Source organism: Shewanella sp. OMA3-2 (genome assembly GCF_021513195.1).
In the GTDB taxonomy this organism is placed as follows: domain Bacteria; phylum Pseudomonadota; class Gammaproteobacteria; order Enterobacterales; family Shewanellaceae; genus Shewanella.
Genome location: NZ_CP090974.1, coordinates 1588446 through 1610362, shown reverse-complemented (window position 1 = coordinate 1610362; position 21917 = coordinate 1588446). Strand labels below are relative to the sequence as shown.

16 protein-coding genes, 2 tRNA genes and 1 pseudogene are annotated in these 21917 nt (G+C 40.4%); 5 read left to right on the top strand and 14 right to left on the bottom strand.

Annotated features, from left to right (window positions below; all coding sequences use genetic code 11):
* Window positions 1-65: 65 nt before the first annotated feature.
* From glsB to trmB, 3 genes and pseudogenes are all read right to left on the bottom strand, one after another.
* The gene (gene glsB / locus L0B17_RS07140) at window positions 66-980 is read right to left on the bottom strand and encodes a glutaminase B (RefSeq protein WP_235088742.1); all 915 of its coding nucleotides are present in this window, start codon (window positions 978-980) and stop codon (window positions 66-68) included.
* Window positions 981-1307, bottom strand: a complete 327-nt coding sequence (locus L0B17_RS07135; RefSeq protein ID WP_226414077.1) for a 50S ribosome-binding protein YggL — start codon at window positions 1305-1307, stop codon at window positions 981-983. It lies immediately after the preceding gene.
* A gap of 26 nt (window positions 1308-1333) precedes the next feature.
* Window positions 1334-2049, bottom strand: a pseudogene (gene trmB, locus L0B17_RS07130) (tRNA (guanosine(46)-N7)-methyltransferase TrmB).
* A 158-nt stretch (window positions 2050-2207) separates the two neighbouring features.
* On the opposite strand from trmB, the gene mutY reads away from it, so the two are divergent.
* Together mutY and L0B17_RS07120 are read left to right on the top strand one after the other, a co-directional pair.
* The gene (gene mutY / locus L0B17_RS07125; RefSeq protein WP_235088740.1) at window positions 2208-3326 is read left to right on the top strand and encodes an A/G-specific adenine glycosylase; all 1119 of its coding nucleotides are present in this window, start codon (window positions 2208-2210) and stop codon (window positions 3324-3326) included.
* A gap of 2 nt (window positions 3327-3328) precedes the next feature.
* Window positions 3329-3604: an oxidative damage protection protein gene (locus L0B17_RS07120; protein WP_235088739.1), complete on the top strand. Its 276-nt coding sequence runs from the start codon at window positions 3329-3331 to the stop codon at window positions 3602-3604.
* 295 nt (window positions 3605-3899) lie between these two features.
* On the opposite strand, the gene L0B17_RS07115 is transcribed toward L0B17_RS07120, so the two are convergent.
* Window positions 3900-4487, bottom strand: a complete 588-nt coding sequence (locus L0B17_RS07115) for a YceI family protein (RefSeq protein ID WP_235088735.1) — start codon at window positions 4485-4487, stop codon at window positions 3900-3902.
* 33 nt (window positions 4488-4520) lie between these two features.
* A complete protein-coding gene (locus L0B17_RS07110) occupies window positions 4521-5072 on the bottom strand; it encodes a cytochrome b (protein ID WP_235088734.1) in 552 nt (183 codons plus the stop codon).
* A 384-nt stretch (window positions 5073-5456) separates the two neighbouring features.
* On the opposite strand from L0B17_RS07110, the gene L0B17_RS07105 reads away from it, so the two are divergent.
* Window positions 5457-5531 (top strand) — tRNA-Phe (locus tag L0B17_RS07105).
* A 7-nt stretch (window positions 5532-5538) separates the two neighbouring features.
* Window positions 5539-5614: transfer RNA gene (locus L0B17_RS07100), tRNA-Thr, on the top strand.
* A gap of 434 nt (window positions 5615-6048) precedes the next feature.
* Here the strand turns inward: L0B17_RS07100 and nagP are convergent.
* From nagP to L0B17_RS07070, 6 genes are all read right to left on the bottom strand, one after another.
* Window positions 6049-7353 carry an N-acetylglucosamine MFS transporter NagP gene (gene nagP / locus L0B17_RS07095; protein ID WP_443019926.1) on the bottom strand — a complete coding sequence of 435 codons (1305 nt, stop codon included), beginning with the start codon at window positions 7351-7353 and terminating at the stop codon, window positions 6049-6051.
* 159 nt (window positions 7354-7512) lie between these two features.
* Entirely contained in the window at window positions 7513-8673 is a 1161-nt protein-coding gene (nagX, locus tag L0B17_RS07090; protein ID WP_235088733.1) for a transmembrane glucosamine N-acetyltransferase NagX, read from the bottom strand.
* A gap of 54 nt (window positions 8674-8727) precedes the next feature.
* Window positions 8728-9951, bottom strand: coding sequence for an N-acetylglucosamine-6-phosphate deacetylase (gene nagA, locus L0B17_RS07085; RefSeq protein WP_235088732.1), 1224 nt, complete (start codon window positions 9949-9951; stop codon window positions 8728-8730).
* 35 nt (window positions 9952-9986) lie between these two features.
* Window positions 9987-10988, bottom strand: a complete 1002-nt coding sequence (nagB-II, locus tag L0B17_RS07080) for a glucosamine-6-phosphate deaminase NagB-II (protein ID WP_235088731.1) — start codon at window positions 10986-10988, stop codon at window positions 9987-9989.
* A gap of 103 nt (window positions 10989-11091) precedes the next feature.
* Window positions 11092-11997 carry an N-acetylglucosamine kinase gene (gene nagK / locus L0B17_RS07075; protein ID WP_235088729.1) on the bottom strand — a complete coding sequence of 302 codons (906 nt, stop codon included), beginning with the start codon at window positions 11995-11997 and terminating at the stop codon, window positions 11092-11094.
* Between the two features lie 265 nt (window positions 11998-12262).
* Window positions 12263-14959: a family 20 glycosylhydrolase gene (locus tag L0B17_RS07070; protein WP_235088728.1), complete on the bottom strand. Its 2697-nt coding sequence runs from the start codon at window positions 14957-14959 to the stop codon at window positions 12263-12265.
* Window positions 14960-15579: 620 nt separating this feature from the next.
* Here L0B17_RS07070 and L0B17_RS07065 point away from each other — a divergent pair.
* On the top strand, window positions 15580-16455 hold the full coding sequence (locus L0B17_RS07065) for a sulfite exporter TauE/SafE family protein (RefSeq protein ID WP_235088725.1): 876 nt from the start codon (window positions 15580-15582) through the stop codon (window positions 16453-16455).
* A 106-nt stretch (window positions 16456-16561) separates the two neighbouring features.
* Here L0B17_RS07065 and L0B17_RS07060 read toward each other — a convergent pair whose 3' ends face one another.
* From L0B17_RS07060 to L0B17_RS07050, 3 genes are all read right to left on the bottom strand, one after another.
* Complete coding sequence (locus L0B17_RS07060) at window positions 16562-17263, bottom strand: SapC family protein (RefSeq protein WP_235088723.1); 702 nt, start codon at window positions 17261-17263, stop codon at window positions 16562-16564.
* 188 nt (window positions 17264-17451) lie between these two features.
* Window positions 17452-18975: a tryptophan halogenase family protein gene (locus tag L0B17_RS07055; RefSeq protein WP_235088721.1), complete on the bottom strand. Its 1524-nt coding sequence runs from the start codon at window positions 18973-18975 to the stop codon at window positions 17452-17454.
* Between the two features lie 75 nt (window positions 18976-19050).
* Window positions 19051-21663, bottom strand: coding sequence for a TonB-dependent receptor (locus L0B17_RS07050; protein WP_235088719.1), 2613 nt, complete (start codon window positions 21661-21663; stop codon window positions 19051-19053).
* Window positions 21664-21917: the final 254 nt, after the last annotated feature.

Genomic DNA, 21917 nt, shown 5'->3' with positions numbered 1-21917 from the left:
CTAACTTAGTAAAATAAACTAAAAGTTAGTTAAATTCATTATCATTTATTAAAACGGCAATTAACTTAGAAGATCGAACGACCTAATTTTTGACAAAGATGCTCTAACATCGCGGTACCGGCTAAAGAGTTGCCATTTACATCCAACTCTGGCGACCAGACACATACAGACATATCTCCAGGGATCACGGCAATAATGCCTCCGCCAACGCCACTTTTTCCCGGCATACCGACTCTATAAGCAAACTCTCCCGCACCGTCGTATAAACCCGAGGTGGCTAACAGGGCATTGAGCTGTCTTGTCTGAATAGGTGTTATCCATTGCTCACCTGACAAGGTTTTACCACGATTAGCTAAGTAAAGCATCGACTTAGATAAGTCAGCACAATTCATTCTTAAGGCGCAGTAATGGAAGTAGTTTTTAAGTACGTTTTCAACGACCCCGTCAAAATTACCAAACGATTTCATTAAGTAAGCAATTGCCGCATTACGGGCACTAAAGGCAAATTCTGAATCAGCGACGACTTTGTCGTAACTAATTGAGGGATTCATGCTCAGTTTACGCACCACTTCTAGCATTTGATGTTTTGGTGCGCCGCTTCGAGTTTGTAACAAGTCAGCAATGACTAACGCGCCAGCATTTATGAATGGGTTACGCGGTTTACCCCGCTCTAACTCCACTTGGACTAACGAGTTAAATGAATGTCCTGAGGGCTCTTTACCTACTCGACTCCATATTTCATCTTCACGATAAAGATTAAGCGCGAGGGTAAGGCTAAACACTTTGGAAATAGATTGGATGGAAAAGGGCTCTAGATAATCCCCTGCTCCAATTGTTTGACCATCGACTGTGGTTACCGCAATAGCAAGCTTAGTGTTATCAACATTGGCTAATGCAGGTATGTAATCGGCTACTTTACCTTTACCTAAAAGCGGCCGAACACTGTCGACCGCCTCTTGCAATAATGCTTGGCTTAGCAATTAACCCCACCAAATATCATATAAGGTTGTCGCTTCTACATCTTTTACTGGCTTACTTTTCCAAAAATCAGTAATCACAGCAATATCTTCATCGGTACATTTACCAATGTGTTGAGTGGCGATAATACCTTGCCATTCTTTATGTCCGCCGCCATGGAAGCCTAATTGGCGAGGCTCTATCACTTCATGAATAAATTGATCGATTAAACTATCAATGTCTTGCTCTGACACAGACTCTTCAAACGTCCATTGAATGTCAAAACCGAACTCTTGGAATTCATCAACACGTAATTTCTTACGTAAACGACGGCTACGATTTGTTGCCATGATACTGTCTCCTAATTTAGACGTGATTAACTAATACGTTCGAACATAATATCCCAAACACCATGGCCTAAGCGATGACCCGGGCTTCAAATTTTGTTAATGGACGATAATCTGGTCGCTCGACCACTGTGCCATCTGCAGATTGGTTTTTATAACCGTCAGCAACTTGCATCACTTCAAGCATATACTCACTGTAATTTTCCCAGTCAGTCGCCATATGGAATACGCCGCCGATTTTAAGTTTACGGCGAATTAGTTGAGCAAACTCAGGCTGAACAATACGGCGTTTATTATGACGTTTTTTGTGCCAAGGATCCGGGAAGAATAACTGCACACGTGATAATGAACCATCGGCAATACTGTGCTCTAACACTTCCATTGCATCGTGATGATATACACGTAAATTAGTCACGCCAGCTTCACCAGCATCAGCTAAACATGCACCAACACCAGGTTTGTGTACTTCTATGCCTATGTAGTTTAGCTCTGGTGCAGCGGTAGCCATTTGCACTAAAGAGCCACCCATACCAAAACCAATTTCTAATACGGTATCAGCTTCACGGCCAAATACTTGACTTAAATTCAATGCTTCAGGACTATAATCAAGCCCCATTGCCGGCCAATGTGATTCAATAGCTTGTGATTGACCTTTAGTTAAACGGCCTTCACGTAATACAAAGCTTCTGATTTTACGAAGGTACTTACCTTCTTCATTAAATTCAGCTGTGGTAACGTCGCTCATTTTTGCCTCTTTATTACAATGGCGCAATTTCCAACGAAACGGCCCTAATCATAATAGTTAATCTTAAATTTTTATTTCAGCGACACAGTATACCTAATCTACTCAGAATTGTTTATATAAACCTTGTTTGATTATATGCGTATCGCTACACTGCCCGAATGAAAATAACAGCCACTTTCGCTGAGCGAATTATCGCTTGGTATGATGTTCACGGTCGTAAAAAACTACCGTGGCAGATCAACAAAACCCCTTATAGAGTGTGGGTTTCTGAGATAATGTTGCAGCAAACTCAAGTTGCGACAGTCATCCCTTATTATGAAAAATTTATGGCAAGGTTTCCTACCGTTGTCGATTTAGCCAATGCGCCCCAGGATGAGGTACTTCATCTTTGGACTGGCCTTGGCTATTACGCTAGAGCACGTAACCTTCATAAAGCTGCTATTCACATTCGTGATGCGTTTAAGGGCGAATTTCCCACAGAGTTTGAACAAGTGCTGGCATTATCTGGTATTGGTCGCTCAACAGCTGGAGCCATTTTGTCATTGTCGCTTGGTCAGCATCACCCTATTTTAGACGGTAATGTTAAACGCGTATTAGCTCGACATGGCGCAGTTGAAGGATGGCCAGGACAAAAAGCCGTTGAACAAACTTTATGGCAGTTAACGGAACAGTTAACCCCTAGTGACGATGTGCAAAAGTATAATCAAGCTATGATGGATTTAGGTGCGAGCATTTGCAGTAGAAGCAAACCTCAATGCGCATCTTGTCCTGTAGCCATTGATTGCACAGCCCAACTTAGTGGTAAGCAAGCCCAATACCCAGGTAAAAAACCTAAAAAGACGATTCCAACTAAACAAGCCTGGATGCTAGTAATGCTTAATCAAGGCCAAGTACAATTAGTACAACGTCCGCCAGCGGGAATTTGGGGGGGATTATGGTGTTTTCCGCAATTTGAAGACCAAGCGTCAATTGAGCAGCATTTAGCAGTACAATCGATGCAAAAATCGGCTATCGATTTAGTCGGATTTCGGCATACATTTAGTCACTTCCACTTAGATATTCAACCCATTGTAGTCGAAGTGTCAGATCAAAATAACGCCACAGTATCTCAGCAATTCAATGGGGTGATGGAACAAAGCCCAGCACTCTGGTATAACATCAAACATCCAGCCAAAGTCGGATTAGCCGCTGCAACAGAAAAGATTTTAGCTAATCTTGATGCAGTGTTAAATCAACAGTCTGACTCTGTGGTTTTCCCAGTTCATATTAAGGAGTAAACATGGCTCGCACGGTAAATTGCGTTCATTTAAACAAGTCAGCAGATGGCTTAGATTTTCAACTTTATCCAGGCGAATTGGGTAAACGTATCTTTGATAACATTGGTAAAGAAGCATGGGGTTTATGGCAGAAAAAACAGACCATGTTAATCAATGAAAAAAAGCTTAACATGATGAATGTTGAGGACCGTAAGTTTCTTGAAGAACAAATGGTTAACTTTTTATTTGAAGGCAAAGACGTTGAAATCGAAGGCTACGTGCCGCCTGCTGCAGACTAATTCGATACTGACGGCTTTTGATTAAAGGATAAGTATTTACTTATCCTTTTTTATTGGTGCTATGCCCGCTAGAAACCTCCTTCATTTATGTCACCTTAAACTTGCCTGTATCAACAAATCGCTCACAACACATTCCCTAGTGTTAAATATAGTGACTGATAATTATCATCACTTGATCTCTGCAGTCGTGTAATTGTTCAAATAGAAACGGCCTGTAATCTAAATTACAGGCCGTTTCTCACGCTAATGCTGCAAGCTATTACAGATTAACCGTTATATCTTAATTATGGCTTTATTACTTCTTAATGCCTTCAACAACTAATTCAAGCTCGACATTAGCGGATGCAGGGCCTAGGTCCATTTTTACGCCGTAATCTTTCATTTTAAAGCTTGTTGTACCGGTAAAACCTGCACGGTATCCACCCCATGGATCGTCACCTTCGCCAATCATCACCGCATTAATCGCTATCGGCTTAGTCACGCCATTAAAGGTAAAGTCACCATTGACAACAAACTTACCCTCGCCTTTATCTTCTACTGAAGTTGATTTAAAACTGGCTTGTGGAAATTTCTCGGTATTCAAAAAATCAGGGCTACGTAAATGCTTATCACGCTCAGCATGGTTTGAGTCGACACTGGTGGTATTAATATTAACCTGTATATTGCCTTTGCTCACATCCTTACTATCAAAGCTAAAGTCACCAGAGAAATCATTAAAACGGCCCATCACAAAGCTATAGCCTAAATGACTCACTTTAAATTGAATAAAAGCATGCGCGCCTTGAGTATCGATAACGTAATCAGCAGCATTGGCTGTACTTGTGGTAAACGCAGACGTTAACATTGCTGTGCTCATTAATGCTGCTATTAGATGTTTTTTCATGTTAATGCTTCCTTTGTATAAATGATTTAGTCATTATTTGCGCTTAACCCATAACATACGGGTTAAGGTTGAATCCTTATCAATAAAATGATGTTTTAACGCCCTGGCTGCATGGACTACCACCAGAGTGATTAAACTATATGCAGCATATTGATGGAACAATCCGGCTAAATCTGCCTGGTCGTTAAATAGCTCACCTACACCTGGTAGTTCAAACCAATTAAATACCCATATTCCACGTCCATCTGCGGTCGAGATTAATATGCCTGATACCATAATGGCTATCATCAAGGCATAAAGTAACTTATGTGCCAAACTAGCCCCTTTTCTCTCCCAAGTTTTGTGGCTTGAAATAGGGTTAGGTTTTACTGTTACTGCTCGCAAAAAAACTCTAATAAGCGTTAACAACAATAGTATAACCCCTACACTTTTATGAATATCGGGGGCAGTTTTATACCAACTATTGTAATAGGTTAAATCTACCATCCAAAAACCTAGGCCAAATAGACTTATAACAGCTAAAGCGGATATCCAGTGAACTAAGATATTAAGCAATCCATATCGAGTCGGAGTATTGTTTAACATTGACGGATCCTTGATTTTTACTCAGTAACAATGGCTAAAACGAATCCAAACAGTCTACTTACTATTTATTGAAATAAAACCTCTAAAAATTGCTAAAATCATTCTATTAAATAGAACTATCTTAAAAACTTGTCATTAAACCGCTAAATACCATTAGATATCTTTATCTAAATGCTTATTTTACCTAGCACTTGTCTTAAAAAGCAGCGACAGCATTTAAAAAACCACCATCTTGCGCACAAACTAACCGAACGAGTAAAAACTTTTAAAAACCACTTGCACGATAAAAACCATCACTATATTATGTGCGCACTCCAAACGAGACAGGCCTTACTAAGTAAGATTGTTGAGTATGAAGTAGATAACTAGACACTTAGTTTAGTTGCCCGAATAGCTCAGTCGGTAGAGCAGAGGATTGAAAATCCTCGTGTCCCTGGTTCGATTCCGGTTCGGGCACCACAATTTAGCCGGCATAGCTCAGTTGGTAGAGCAACTGACTTGTAATCAGTAGGTCCCGAGTTCGACTCTTGGTGCCGGCACCATATAAACAGAATAACCACTCAATGAGTGGTTTTTTTGTATCTTAATTTTAGCATTTATATTTAACCCTATAGCTTCAGCACCGTACTTTTCGATGCCCCAACGTTATCCATTTCTTAAAATTATAGCTAGCAGGGTGGAATAATAGATATGATGCAAACCTAGGCTATCAAACAAAGCCATTATAGAATATAGAGCATAATACTGGTTAGTGCAGAGTTGATCTCATATAAGCCACTATAGATAGACGCTGTAGCAGCGATTAATACCATACTGCTAATATGGCATATTGAATACATAAACAATCAACTGACGTTAATAAACCTCCCATCGCCCCCCACACGAACCAAAAAAAATTATCTACTGTAATTTCTAGACATAAAAAAGAGCGCGAGTGCGCTCTTTAATCAATTAACTGAACTTAACAATTAACAAGCTATTTCCAGCTTCGCATTTTATACCCTTTAACGGCATAAAATAGAATGAATAAGTAACATGGGAACATCACCATATATCCGCCCTGCATTCCTAATGATGTAGCTGAACTGGTTAATCCCCAAAATAGTGGTCCAAAAGCACCACCAGCAATACCCATGATTAATAATGCTGAGCCAGTACTGGTTAGCTTACCCATACCAGATAATGCCAGTGGCCATACTGCAGGCCAAACAATCGCATTAGCCAAACCTAACAATGCAATCATCAGTAAAGTATCAGGAAGCTGAGCACCGCCAAATGGCACTAATAATACATCAGCGATAACGTAAGACTGACTATCACCAAATACGATGCCAGCGGTTAACATTAACCCTAAAATAGCACTGACCATTAATGCATTCGGCTGTGAAATAAACCGTGGAATACAAATAATACCTAAGGTGTAACCAAGCACCATACACAGCATGGTATATGAGGTCATCATGCTGTAGTTTTCTACCCCAAGCGTTAATGCAAATGTACCAATAGTGTCACCGGCAATCACCTCAACGGCAACATAGACAAATAGAGCTACCACACCTAAAGCTAAATTAGGCTGAGCTAAAGCTTGTTTGATTTGACCTTTATCTGAACCTTCTTCTCGTTCCGCTTTTTCAAGCTCTGGCAACGGTGATTTCTTAACCGCTATAGCCAGAATACCAATGAATATAGCCATGCCTAAATAAGGGTAAATCAAACTATTAGCCATTTCATCTATTTGAATTTGACTTAGTTCAGTACCAACGCGACCTTTAAAGCTATCTAGGATTAACGCTGTGAATACCATGGGCGCAATAACACCGGCACCTTTATTCAAAATACCCATCACGCTGACGCGAGCAGCGGCTGACTCTTCAGGTCCTAAGCGAACCACATAAGGGTTTATCGCTGTTTGCAATAAGGTTTGTCCAGTTCCCATAACAAGTTGAGCAAGTAGAAACAGTATGAATATCTGCGTTTTAGCTGCAGGAATAAACAGTAACCCAGCTAGCATCATAATGCCCATGCCTAAAGCCATACCATTTTTGTAGCCAACTTTACGGATCAGCCAAGCCGAAGGCAGTGCCGTAAAGGTTACCGCAATATAAAATGAGAATAATATGAGTGAAGCTTGAAAAGGGGTTAATTGTAAAATTTGTTTAAGATATGGCATTAAAGAGCCATTTAACCATGTGGCAAAACCAAGAATAAAAAATAGTGTCGCGACAATCGCCATTGGGACAATGCTGCTTTTAGATTGTTGTTCTGTAGTTGTCATTTCCATAAACCTGCTCTTTATTTTTTATTTATAGGGCCTTTTGGGTCTTAACAGTCTAAATATGAATTGAGTCATACATAAACCATCTTGTTCGATAATAGAACAAATCCACCACTAAGACAACGCTGTCATTTAACTATAAAGCAACAATATGCTAACTTTAATTTAAATTCTGATAAATATATTACGACGATGCATCCACAACAGAATTACCCACTGCACTGCGATTAAACCCACTACGCCAACAAGCGGTTGACCTGCAGAAGGAAATGCTTGAATAACACCACCAAACACACTGCGAGTAATATACTGCCAATCAATTAAACTTGAACCTAGGTAAATAATAATGGCATTAGTCCCTATCACGGCAAATACAAATGACCATCTCTGCCATTTAAGCACATCGATAATGGCATAAAATAATGCTAAAAAAAGTACACTCCAACCAGAGGTAACCAATACAAAGCTTGGAGTCCATAAATCTTTATTGACTGGAATAAGGGGATTTAGCAACCAACCTAAGGCTAACAACACCAAAGCTGACAACACCATAGTCACCACTTTTGCCCAATTGCCTTTATGGTGCGGTCTTACAATAAATTGCCCCACAAAAACACCGACTAACGCATTGACCACTGCAGGCAAGGTTGATAACACGCCTTCAGGATCGAGTGCTCTATACTGATATGCAATACTTGGGCGAAGCACACTGTCTATATAAGTATTGATGCTGCCATCCATAGTGAACACACCAGCTTGGCCACCAGGAAAAGGCATAAAGCACAATAATAATGAATAGAAAACAAGTATGCCTAAAGCGGTAAAAATTTGAGTTCGAAGTGAGGTATGCCAAACTAGCAATGCCGCAAAAAACCAAGCAAAACCAATACGGGCTAATACACTAGAGAAACGAATTTGTTCAGCATCGACGGGAATTCCCGTTCCCCAGCCATGGTTATAAAGCACCCCTAAAGAAATCAACAACAATAAACGCTTTATGGCATGTTTATATAAAGGTGCGCGTAGCTTGTAAGGTAGTTTATCTAATCGCTTAGGCGACAAACCTAATGCGACACCTGATAAGAAAATAAAAAGAGGAAAAATTAAATCATAAAGGGTGAAGCCATGCCATTGACTATGCTGCATTTGCCCAGCGGCTAACTGCCATCCAGCCCAGCCAGTTAACGCAAACATGGCGGAAAATAAGCCCTCGCCACCGATAATCCAAAACATATCAAAACCCCGTAAAGCATCAAGAGATTTTAGCCTTGGCTTATCTGACTTGGTTTGTTCAATATTTATTGTCGCAGTGGGCTTAACAGGCATACAGGCCTCTATTGTTATTGTTATCGAGAAGCAAAAACTGAACGGATGAGTCGATTACTGGGCAAAAACTATTTTGCCGCCAATATAAGTTCGACTGACCTGATTTTTTTGATTAAGTAATACCAAGTCAGCTCTATATCCAGGTTTAATCAAGCCTAAGCCATTAGGCGAAACTGAACTTTTTGCTAAGCTAGAATTATTTGCTAAACCAGAGGAACTCTCTAAACCAAGGTCATTTTGTAACCCCAGAAATTGGGCCGGATATAACGATGCCATACGTAATGCTTCACCATGAGATAAGCCCAGCATACTAACGGTGTTATTGACTGCGCCAACCATGTCTAGTACACAACCCGCTAGCTCACCGGTTGTTGCATTGAGTCGGTCCCCCTGACGCACCACTTTTATACCAAATAATTCAAAGCTCGCATCTTCACTCATACCAACCGGTGGCATAGCATCAGTGACTAACATCATTTTACCGCGCGGCTTAGCATTGATTGCTATTTTGGCTGCGGCGCTGTGTACGTGATGCCCATCGACAATAAGACCGCACCAGGCATCTTGGCTTTCCAGTGCCGCGCCAACCATACCAGGCTCGCGTGAACCTAAAGCTGACATAGCATTAAATAAATGAGTAAAGCCAGTAGCGCCAGCGTTAAGCGCGGCAACAACCGTGTCATAATCGGCGTTAGAATGGCCAAGACAGACTCTTACGCCAGCGTTAACTAAGCTTTTAATTACTTGGGCTGAAACGTTTTCAGGCGCTAAGGTAACCACTTTAATGCCAAGATCTTGGCGGCTAAATATAGCCAGCTCCTCATCACTGATACTGCGAATATATTGCTGTGGATGAACACCTTTTTTAGGGATGCTCAAATGCGGCCCTTCAAAGTGAACGCCCAACACCCTGGCTTTATTTTGCTTAATAGCTAGGGCTACCGCATCGGCAGCTTTCGCCATCACTTCAACATCATCTGTGATTAAGGTCGGTAAAAAACCCGTCGTGCCAAATCTTGCATGGGCACGACCAATAGTTTCAATGCATTCAACATTCGGTTCAGCATTAAACAGTGCCCCGCCACCGCCATTAACTTGAACATCAACAAATCCTGGCGTTAGCGTACCCGCTAGCTTAGAGATAGTATTAGGTTCAATATCATCCATAGCGTCAGCTTGTGTCACTGAAGTAATACAGCCAGCTTCGATAGTCACCGCCATATTTTGATGAAAACGTTCTCCATCGAATAATCGCTCAACAATCAGAATTTGTTTCATAATGCTCTCATTTTATTTTAGTTTTATTGAAGGTATTACAGTGTTTGTGTCACTTTCTTTAACCCAGCAGGTTGGTCTGGATTAATACCACGAGCAAGGGCAACCGCTGCAACATCAATATAAAAACGTTGTAATAATGCTAAAGGTGCGACACGAGGATGAATATTCGCTGCAGTTTGGTTTAAATGAACTAAATCTGCACCACGTTGCTTAACGTTATCAATTTGCTCTACATGGCTTGCGTAAGACTCATCATTAATACACACATCTACAATAGCCAGCTTTTTTTCAACTAAGGTGACTGGGCCATGTAAAAATTCAGCACTGCTAAACGCTTCAGCATGGATTGAACAGACCTCTTTCATTTTCAAGGCGATTTCTTTGGACACGGCATAGCCTAAACCACGCCCTAATACCACAAGGTTTTTCACTCCATCTAATGACTCAGCAGTGAGCTGCGGCTCTGCATCAACAGCTGTCTGCAATGCCTGTGGTAGCGAGTCAACCGCTTGTGCTAAAGATTCACTTTGGGTCCATTTAGCGGCAACTTGTAAAATAGCAGACAGTGTTGCTAAATAACTTTTCGTTGCTGCAACCGCTTTCTCTTCGCCAGCGCGCAATGGCACCACTACATCGACAATATCTTTAATCGGTGCTGTTTCATCATTCACTAAGGCAACACAGTAAGCACCAGCATTTTTAGCCATTCTTGCTTGAGCAAGAATGTCAGGGCTGCGGCCAGATTGTGAAATCACAATCACTAAAGCACCTTCAAGCTGTAATGTTTTACCATATACGCTTGCAACCGAAGGCGCTGCAGCAAATGTTGGAATGCCCGCTTCTATTTCAAATAAGTATTTAGCAAACACCCCAGCATGATCAGACGACCCTCGGCCAACAATCATGACAAACTTCGGCTTAAAGTCTCGTAACTTTTTACCCAGTAATTCTGTAATGCTTTCATTCGCCTTTAGTTGCTCAGCTATTTTTTGCGGTGCAGTGCGAGCTTCTTGTTCCATTATGGTATTAGTTGTCATAGTAAACCTTCATACAAAATTGTGATGTCATTACCAGTAACTCATTTTTAAACTAGCTTGATTCAATTACATGTTTTTAGGCAATTAAATCGACGCTACTTTATTAAGCTACCGACTGGGTTTTAAATTGTTTTTGAGCAAATAAACACGCGCCAAATTCAGGCGAGGAAAGCGCAGGAGAAACCTTACTAGCAACATCATCATCTATCCAAGGCAGTAAGGGTTCTGCTAGTCCACCAATCATTGAAAATCTGCTCGGATTAATGCTAAAAAGTCGTCGAGCAAGCTCACTGATATAACAAGCGCCATCTTTAACAATAGTTTTAGCAACGTCATCACCGTCATGGGCACTTTCTATCACTAACCTCGCTAATTGGGCATAAACACTTGATGACTTACCAGCAAGATTTTCAACCAAGCCGATAGCGTCTGATACATTGAAATGAGCCAGTAACTTTTGTGTTAGTTGAGTGTTGGCTGCAAACCCATCAAGGGCGAGTAATACATGCTCAGCGGCTTTTAAACCAAGCCAGGCACCACTGCCTTTATCACCAAGGGCAAAACCATGGCCACCTAAACTGATACTCTGATGACCTACATGGGCATATCCGCATGATCCTGTACCAGTAATGATCACCGCACCGTCTTCACCGTTATGAGCACCAATACAAGCGGTATGAAGATCTGTTGTTAAAAACATGCTTTTAAACGGATGTTGCCAATTAATAATCTGCTGATAAAAGTGACCAACATTTACGCCAGCCAAACCTAAACCCGCCACAAGCTGACTGCAAGTCTCGGTAGAGAGACCTGCATCAGCCAGAGCAAGATGAGTTGATTCAGTGATCGATTTAAAAGTTTGCTCTAAACCATGTAAGGGATTAGCTCTTCCCGCAACGCCAGTACCTAACAATTGATGGTTATGACTATAAATAGTGGCACGACATTTACTGCCACCGCCATCAATGCCGATATAAAGCTGCGGATCACTAAGCTGATTTTCACCCATGACTTTCCTCTCGGTATTGAGTTTATGGCTACTGTTTTTTGATTGTATTTGAGCCAACTAATAAGTTAAGGCTATGTTACACTTAAAATGACAGCGTTGTCATTTATTTTTTGAATAAAAATGTTTTACTAAATTAAATTTAAAATATAGTCATTAAAAAACAAGTGGATAGGATGATAATAATGATATAAAAAGTTAACATTATAAAACAAAAAGTCGTCAAAACTGTCGTTATTGACGACTTCATGAGTTAACAAGGCCACAACTAGTTTACAACTAATGTACGTCCTTTTCGCTTGCCATCAGGTGTAATAGCGCGCACTTCAACCTGACCTTTAACCGCAACAGGGCTAAGGTAAGACTGCCACACTTTACCATGCTCTTTGAATTCAATTTGCAGTCCAGGGAAAGCAACATTTGCCGTGAGTACGCCTTCATCATTGATAATGGCGCCTACTGTAGGAACTCGATATTCAATACCCGCTTTATCAAGTTTGGCTAACTCTTTGTGACCCAAATGATTAGCCATTTTTTGCCATTCAGCAGCTTGTTGCTGTCTCATTTGTACACTAAAATGCTGTGTAGTTTGATTGTATACTGCGCCAGCATGCTGATAAGGTACTTCCCATTCAGGTTTGTTCCATGCTCTTTCTGCAAGCATTAGTAATCTCGGGTAAATCATATACTCAACGGTTTGATCACTGCGTAATGTTTCGCTCCATAACTGACCTTGAATGCCATCAAAGGCCTTGCCTGTCATAATAGGCCCACTGGTTTGTTTACCATTCTCATCAACTTGAGGACGATCATCAGCCTCAAACGGGTGACCTTCAATATCTAACCACTGTTCTGCATTGGCAGGTAAATTACCTGGCATGAAACTGAATATATGCTTGCTATTCAATCTTCTAGACGCCCAATAGTAACCGTGTTCTTGTGGGTCTGCTTCATAAGGGAAATCAAAATAAAGCACTTCAGGGTTAGACAGAATCGTTGTCCAACCGTTATTGACTTGCTGATGAGCGCGCTGATAACCTTTATGAGACACCACATCCCACACATGACTTTGTGAGTTAGATGGCATATTAGCTGGCTTTGTATGGCTCATTCCATCACTCCAACCAGCGGGTTGAATATCTTTTTTAGCCAACATATTCGCTACGCGCTCAATAAAGTAAGGACCCACTAACTTTATATCTGTTACACCGTATTGGTTATTGGCAATAAAATCATGACAAATAGGTGACGCTAACCAAGCACCTGCAGTTTCATCTGCACCAATATGATAAGTGGTTAAGGGCTGACCCGCTTGCTTATGCAAAGCCGCTATTTCGGTAATAACCTTATCAACAAAATGATAAGTAGATTCCATACAAACGTTTAACGTGTTGTCGTCATAGTGCTGTACCGACGAATACTGGGTTGTATCGTCAGGGTCTGTTAGCACGAACTCTTTTGCCGCTTGCTCATCCCCCTTGGCCATGAAATTACGGTATCGAGCATCCATTGATTTAATCGCAGCACGTGAATGGCCTGGCATGTCCATTGATGGAATAACCTGTATTTGGCGCGCTTCAGCATATTGAATAATGTCGATATAGTCAGCTTTTGTGTAGTAACCGTTTACTTTTGATTCAGCAAAAGGCCCACTGCCTAGTTGAGGTAAAATGCAGCTTGATTCGGTGACATCATGGCATCGTTTACTGCCAATATCGGTCAACTCTGGTAGGCCATCAATCTCTAAACGCCAACCTTCGTCATCACCCATATGCAAATGTAATTTGTTCAGCTTGTAGGCTGCCATTTGATCAAGCAAATCTAACAAAAACTGTTTACTGTGGAAATTACGCGATACATCAACATGCATACCACGGTATTGATAACGTGGGCTGTCATCAATTTGCATAGCGTTTATGGTTAAATCATTCACATTAATTAAGGAAGCTATTGACGCTATACCATAGCTAAAACCACTGGCATCGGCGGCTTTAATCACAATGCCAGTATCTGCAATCGTTAACTGGTATGAGCCTACTTTTACGCTTTCAATTGGCGATAACACTGCAAATGAGACTTGCACACCATTATCTGTTTGTGGCACACCGATACGTTCAAGACGGGCTAAAGCCGCTTGAATGTCACCAGCATTCAATTTTGCATCAGTTAAACTTTGAGTGTTTAATTGGATCCCTTGAGCTAAAGACACCGCTTTAGCGTTATCTAACAGGGTTTGTTTTTGAGGTGTTGGCAATAAAGAATTAGCCGTTAATGTCGGTTCAACTGATACCGCTTTATTGTGTTCAAATAACACCGCGGGTTTTGCCCAAACCAATTTATCTTTGTCGCTGCGCTGATACTGTCTTTTAGCATCAACAAATGCTTCAACATACGGGCGAACTTCCATGCCTGTGTCAGCATCGACCTGAACTTGCGTGCTAGTTATGATCTGTGGCGCTAACTCAATACCTTTAGCGTCTTTAGCCACTATGTAGTAATTCGGCATAGCGTCAGTTTCTGACAATTGCCATAACTCGCCGCGAAAACGTAAAGTTTTTACCTGCCCAGCTTTAAAACCAGTAAATTTATCAGTTGGTGTTAAACGATGAAGATCACCTTTAACACGCTCGATATGAAACTCATCGTTAAGCACTGCTTGAATTGGACGCAATTGACTGAAATATATTGCCCAACCACCTTGCAACATATCTTTTTCACTTATGAAATCAATTTCGGCAATAAAACAACGCTCATCTGCTTTAGCATCTGCAAGACAGGCTTCTTCCGGTAAGTTGGAGACTAAACGGTATTTAACGATAAGCTGATCTGCAAATTCTGCAAGATGGTTCTGCTGCCAGCTAGCCGCTGTTGGAGAGGTTGGTATCGAAGTTGTCGATGGTGATGGAGAGCATGCAGTCAAACTTAATGACATCATTATGGCACTGAGCGCCCAAGTCGTTTTCATAGCGTCCTCGTTATAAATTTTGTTTTTATTAGGGCTTATTGAGTGTGTCGGTTGATATCATAACCAAAAAAATACTGAGTTTAGGGTACAGCCTATAAAATAGTATCCTGCTGGTTTGATTCAGCTCACCAATTTGTAAAATAAGTGCTTGATAAATGTTCAATGTTAAATTTAAGGAAAAAAAAGCTGGGACATAAATCAGTTAAGACATGTACCCAGCCTATACTCGTTTCTGGGGAGAGACTAAAAGTATATTAAAATGGATAATGATACCTCGCCCGACCGAGTAATCATTATCACCCATGAATTGGAGACCTCTTCCTCTTCATGTTGACCTTAAATAACAACGTTATCAACAACCAATGACAACGCTGTCATTTACTAACTTACCTAATAAATGGCGTAAGATCTACATCTTTTTGACATATTTTTATTAACTCAAGATTAAAAAACGATTAACTTAATATTAATCAGCATGTTAAATTATTTTTGTCATATTTTAAATACTACAAATTATTAACATAGTACGATGACAGGTCATCAACACACTGATAGGATTAAGCCTCTTTCCTTGGAGCAGTAGTTTGTTTTATATGCTAATAAATCGTTTGGTTGCTAAAATGCCCCGTCCCAGCTTGATTGCTGCATTTATCTTATTTAGCTTTTGGTTATTATGGGCTTGGTATACTCCTAATATTGCACAGTTATTAATCAATAATAGCTTTTTTGTTTTGCTAGGCATATGCGGTGCAGTATTTGCTAGTGCTACTGGCGCTGGAGGTGGAGTTATATTTATTCCAGCATTTTCTACATTAGGATTTAGTCCCGAAGAAGCCATATCTACTTCATTTCTGGTCCAATGTTTTGGCATGACAGCCGGCGCACTAACCTGGTGTCATCATTATATAAAACAACATCATCATAATAAAACCTGGCATGGCTTCATAACCATGATCACCTGTTGTTCAATATTCTCTATCGCTGGCCTATGGTGTAGTAAAATAATGCACATCAATGCTCCGGCATCTTTACATACTAGCTTTAGCCTTTTCTCAATCATTTTAGGCAGTATTATCATTTTGAATAGCCTAAAGAAACCGAGCAGCGATGTCACAACTCAATTTGGAGGCAAACCTCTATTAGACTGTGCCATCTTGTGTGGTATAGGCTTTATCGGCGGTATTATTACTGCTTGGTTATCTGTTGGCGTAGGTGAAATAGCGGTTATTTACTTAATGCTTCGAGGGTACTGCACCAAATTGTCAATCGCGGTAGGCGTGGTTGTCAGCGCTGTAACCGTTTGGTCGGCAACGCCAATCACCCTAAGTCCAGACTCATTAGCCAATTTTGAAGTATTACTTTTTGCAGGGCCGGGGGCATTAATCGGAGGGTTGATAGCTAAACGGGTCGCACTGTTTTTTTCTGTTATGAAACTTAAGCTATTTTTTGCGATATGGATAATCTTAACGGGAACGGTAATGCTGTTTATCGCTTAGCTCAATAGGCTTATTGTATTAACTGAAGTCTACTTGCAGGGTTTTAGACAGGTATAAACTAAATATGGCGCCTTAATCTGCGCCATATTATGATCAACATTAAAATTTAACGTCCTAATACTTCCATACGTGCTAAACGATTAACTTGGTTTAACGAACCTAGATGACCAAAAATTGGGCCTAATAACCCACGCTTTTTAAGCTCTAAAAAGTCTTCGTCTGCAAGTTGATTTAGTTTCTGTTCATCAATCAAATATAGACCATTAATATTGCGTTTTTCACCGGCAACATCAACCGTAAGAGTTTGGCTTACAAGTAGTTCTTTTTCTGCTAAGAAACCTAAAATACCACGTGTAGCTTGATCCTCTTCATAATGTGCAATTAGTGCCTTTTTACGTGACTCTAAAAATGGCGTTTCTTGCTCACCTTCAAATAACGCTTGCCCATCGGTTTTACTGATATCTTTGGCTTCTTCACGAACCCCAATCCAGACTTTATCCTTAACATCCGGGTTTAAGATTAAGCCTAATGGATAGTCACGAACCACTGCGGGGATATACAAACCTAACCACTTACCGTCTTTAACACTTAAGTTTTGACCTGGCTTCAAACCTAACATGGCAACAGATTGAAACTCACCGGTATCATTGTTCTTAACAAAAACGATTGGATACTCAGTTGCCGCTCTAGCAATCTCATGTAAAGTGACTGGTACAATATGCTGATCTACAACATGAGAAAAATCGCTAGCAATGATTTTCAGATCACCGTGTTTGGCATGATCGAGTAGAGTAATTTGGTTAGACATCTTGGCTCCTTGAGGCGCTTCTCGTTAAATAGGGTTGTGGTAATAACAACTTTTGTGGCTTGTTATAATATGTTTAAAATAAATGAGTACTTGAAACTACCAAGATACTCAACTTTTTCAAGCGGGAACTGAGCTTATCCAGATAACAAGGTGTTAACCGCTCAAATATCCACCAAAAAGAATTCTTTTTAGATTTTTTGCAATCCATATTGGTGAATTTTTTGCAATAATTCTCTATGCCCCGGTAAACTTTCAGTCAACTTTTGACCTCTTAATGCTATCTGCGCTGCATGCCGTTGAGCTACTTGGACTGATTTAGGGGTTAATTGAGGTGCTTTGGTTATGTACTTCATTCCATATAATACATAGAGGTAGTTTTCGACATTAAATACTTCAAACTTTGAAAATAAATCTTCGCTTAATGGGCTATATTGCTGCCATAAAGCTAACTTTTGCTGTAGGCCTTGTGGAATGGTGTTAGTGTCTTTATTGTCCATCCAAAAGTCAGAATCCGTCCTATCGGATAAGCAGTAATGCATTTTAGCGAACTCTACTACCCTCTCCCAGGCATATATCATCGTGTGATTAAAGCGCACTGATAAACTCTCGCATTGATGACTATCAGTAGGGAAACGACTCGCTAAATACCCAGCAGAAAAATCAGTTAACATAATTGAAGTCGCTTCAATCGGCTCTAAAAAGCCTTGAGCTAAGCCAAGTCCAACACAGTTTTTTGCCCAAAATTGTTGTCGATAACCCACTTGCATCGGAATAGTACGGTAAGTGTATTGATCTAGCCGCCCATTAAGGTAACGATTTAACTTTTGTTCAGCTTGTTCATCCTCTAGATGTGCATTGGAATACACTAAACCAATGCCACGACGATTTGATAAGGCAATGTCCCAAATCCAACCCGCTTGATGTGCTGTTGCTTTGGTATAAGGTGGAATAATCGCTTCAGGTTCTGTAGGGACTTGTACAACAATCGCTTTATTAATAAACAGCTGCTGTGATTTGTCAACAAAGGGAACCTTTAATGCTTTAGCTAGCAGTATTGATTCAAAGCCGCTGCAATCAATATAAAAATCAAATTTCTGCTCATCACATGAATCCAATACTAATTCATCAATACTGCCATCTTGGTGTAAACGGGTACCCAATACATTCGCTTTAATGTGCTTAACGGCGAATTTTTGTTTTGCATTGTCAGCAAGTAGTAATGCAAATTTGGCCGCATTAAGATGATATGCATAGCCTTGTACAGCTTGATACTCGGGAGTGGTGATCAATTTAGGCGCAAGATTAGCTTCACAAACAGCATGTTGGCTTGACACAAAATCGGCATAAGCTTTAGTTGAGCCTTGAAGCCAAAAATCAGATAAGTCATCGCCCATTGGACTAGGTGGGTCAAAAAGATGGTGATAGAAGTTGTTATTTCCATGGTAATTTTTATCTAACCAGTTTTGAAATTTAATCGACTGCTTAAATGTCACATCACAGCGCTTAATAAATTCAGTTTCACTAATGCCAAAGCTTTGTAATGTTTTACGTATGCTAGGAACGGTTCCCTCACCTACACCAATGGTGGGGATATCAGGCGACTCAATTAAGGTAATTGATACATTCTTATTAAGTAATGCCTTACCAAGATGATTAGCCGCTAACCAGCCAGCGGTACCACCGCCAATAATCGCAACTGATTGAATATTCATATTGCACCTCAATATATAATAAAAAGCCCAGCATAGGCTGGGCTTTAAAGTTTTATAATCAACTCGGTTACTTGATTAGAAACGGAACGCTACACCCACTTTATAACGTGCTTCACCTTCAAAGCTCCAAACTGGGTAATCAGCTTTGAACTCAGGGATAACTTCAGCACTTAATGGCGAAACACCTGTTTGAATACTGTCTTCTTCAGTTAAGTTAACTGCTTCAAACGTAATATCCATCCACTCTGTCACACTATAAGTGGTGCTTAAATCAAGTGTGCCATAGTCTTGATGTTGGCGGTTACCATAGAAATATGGTAATTCACGCATCATGTACTCGCTGCGCCAGTTATAAGCTAAACGGGCAGAGAAGGCATCCATTTCATAATAACCGACTAAGTTAACAGTGTGCTTAGAAGAATCAGAGAACACCCCCATTTGATCAGGGTAGTTTTCTGAAGGTGAACCTGCATCAGCATAAGTATAGTTAACAGAGTAACCTAAACCATTGTCATAAGAATCTTGAAGTTGTAATTCAAGCCCTTCAATACGGCCACCGTTAGCATTGTACTTCTCGCTGACAGTCCAGCAGTCATACACGCCAACTCCACAAGCACTGCCACCTTGAGCAATTAAATCATTATCATTAATACCAATTTGTTGATTTAACTTCTGACGAGTAGAAATAAACGAACTAACATCTTTAATAAAGTATGTTGCCGCGGCTAAGCCTGAATCACTGAAGTACCACTCTAAGCTTAAATCAGCTTGAGAAGCTTTAAACGGGTCTAATGACACTGAACCACGGTTAAGCTTTTCATTACTTGGCGTACCATCATTTAAGCCAGGTAAGCTAGAAGTCGCAAACAATTCTGCATAGTTAGGACGAGAAATAACCTGAGATGCTGAGGTGCGTAAAATTAAGTCTGGTGCTAGGTCAAATGCAACGTTAATGCTTGGTAGCACGTCACTGTAGCTTGATGAGTCGGTAGACAATGTATCAGCAAACTGACCCGTGCTGCTTAAATCATAATAATCTGATTCAACATCAGTAGAAATATATCGTAAACCAAAGTTACCACGGATACCTTCAGCCTCGAAGTTAGCCATTGCATACAAAGAAAGGTTCTCTTCGTTCAATGTGCCGTAACCAGATTTATCACGTGTAAAGCCTTCAATTGCGGCTTTAGCATCATTGATCATGTTATCAAAGTTTGGTCTAGGCAAAGTAAAACCTGCACCTGAACTCATAGTGCCATCATAATAATATGATGCATCACGAACCGCGATATCACCCACAATGGCAGCATCAGTTTCTTGAGTTACGCTATGGTCTGCATAGCGTACCCCAGTTTTAATCGATGAAATGGCACCTAAATCTGTTGGTACAGTAATATCAAATTGGGCATAGGTTTCTTCATCTGTGTTAGGCTGTTTCTTTAACGCCCAACCAGCACCTGATAGTTGATCATTATAATCACTGGCATCAAAGTTTTTCTTAGCGATATCAATATCAATAATCTTACCCGTCGCATCATAGTGACCAGCGAAATCACCAGGCTGCCCAATAGAGCCACCGTAGTTAGATGTTAAGCTAGTGCCACCGTCAGCAGTAGTATTACCTACACGGCCTTCAAGTTTAAAATTATCGTTGTTGTAAGTGAAATCAAAATCAATGGTATCTGAGTTCATTTCAGCTTCACGAGCCCAAGCTTGGTTCCAAGCAAACCCTCCAACACCTGAGTGAGTGATGTCTGTACATACACCCGCAGCATTTGTTTGGTTACAAGTACTTTCACCTTGTTGAGTCGGGAATAAAAATATCGAGGTGTTTGTGTTGTTCGCCTTTAAGCTTAAACCTGTATAGGTTAAGCCAAATTCTAATGCATCACTTGCTCTGTATTGAGCAGCAACGTTTAATGCTGTACGTTCACGGTCTTGTTGGAATGTTGAAGGAACAATTTCCCCCCAACCTAATAGTGTTTCAATACCGTTACGTTGATACTGTGTATTAGCACCTGCACCAGAGATTAAGAAACCAAAGTTTTCATCTTCATTTTTCCAGCTATATAAGCCAGATAACTCAGGATCAGTTTCTTCTGAAATTGTACCGTAATCACCTTTAGCGCTGATAAATGCAGTATTGGCATCTAAATCTAACGGTTTACGTGTTTTAACGATAACTGTACCGCCGATACCACCTTCAGGTAAATCAGCTTGTGAAGACTTATATACTTCAATACCACTTACCATTTGAGGTGGTAATAAAGAATAGTTAAAGCTACGGTCAATCGCTTGTTGATCAAACCAGCCTGTTGAAGCAACTGAGTGACCATTGAGTAGTGTACTAGTCAATTGGCTTGATGCACCACGGATTGAAACTTGTTGGCCTTGACCAAACTGACGGTTAACAGCAACACCAGGGATACGGCCTAATGATTCACCTACATCACCATCAGGGAATTTACCGATATCTTCCGCTGTCACAGCATCAACAACTGAATTTGAAAAACGCTTCTCATTAACAGAAGCTTTCATCGATGCACGCATACCACGTACTTCAATTTTCTCAATGTTATCGTCAGTAACAGCTTCATCTGCAGCATAAGCGCCAACAGATACAAGACTGCCAAGTAGAATTGCGATGTTAGTCGCTAGTACATTTTTTTTAAAGGTAGATGGTCGCATCTTTTTTTCCCCTTCCATAACTTTATTATCGTTTTAGAGTTCATAACCATTCCGACGGAATGACAACGCTGTCATGTCTAGAGCAAAGATTACACAAAAATTAACAGTCACGCCACAACAAAATAACTATTCGCGCTATTTTTTACTGTAATTTTGTCTGATAAACAGACTAAACATCAAATAACCTTATATAAAACAAAACAGTAAAGAATGTAAACGTAATGTAAAAATCACACTCTGTTACCCTTTTAAAA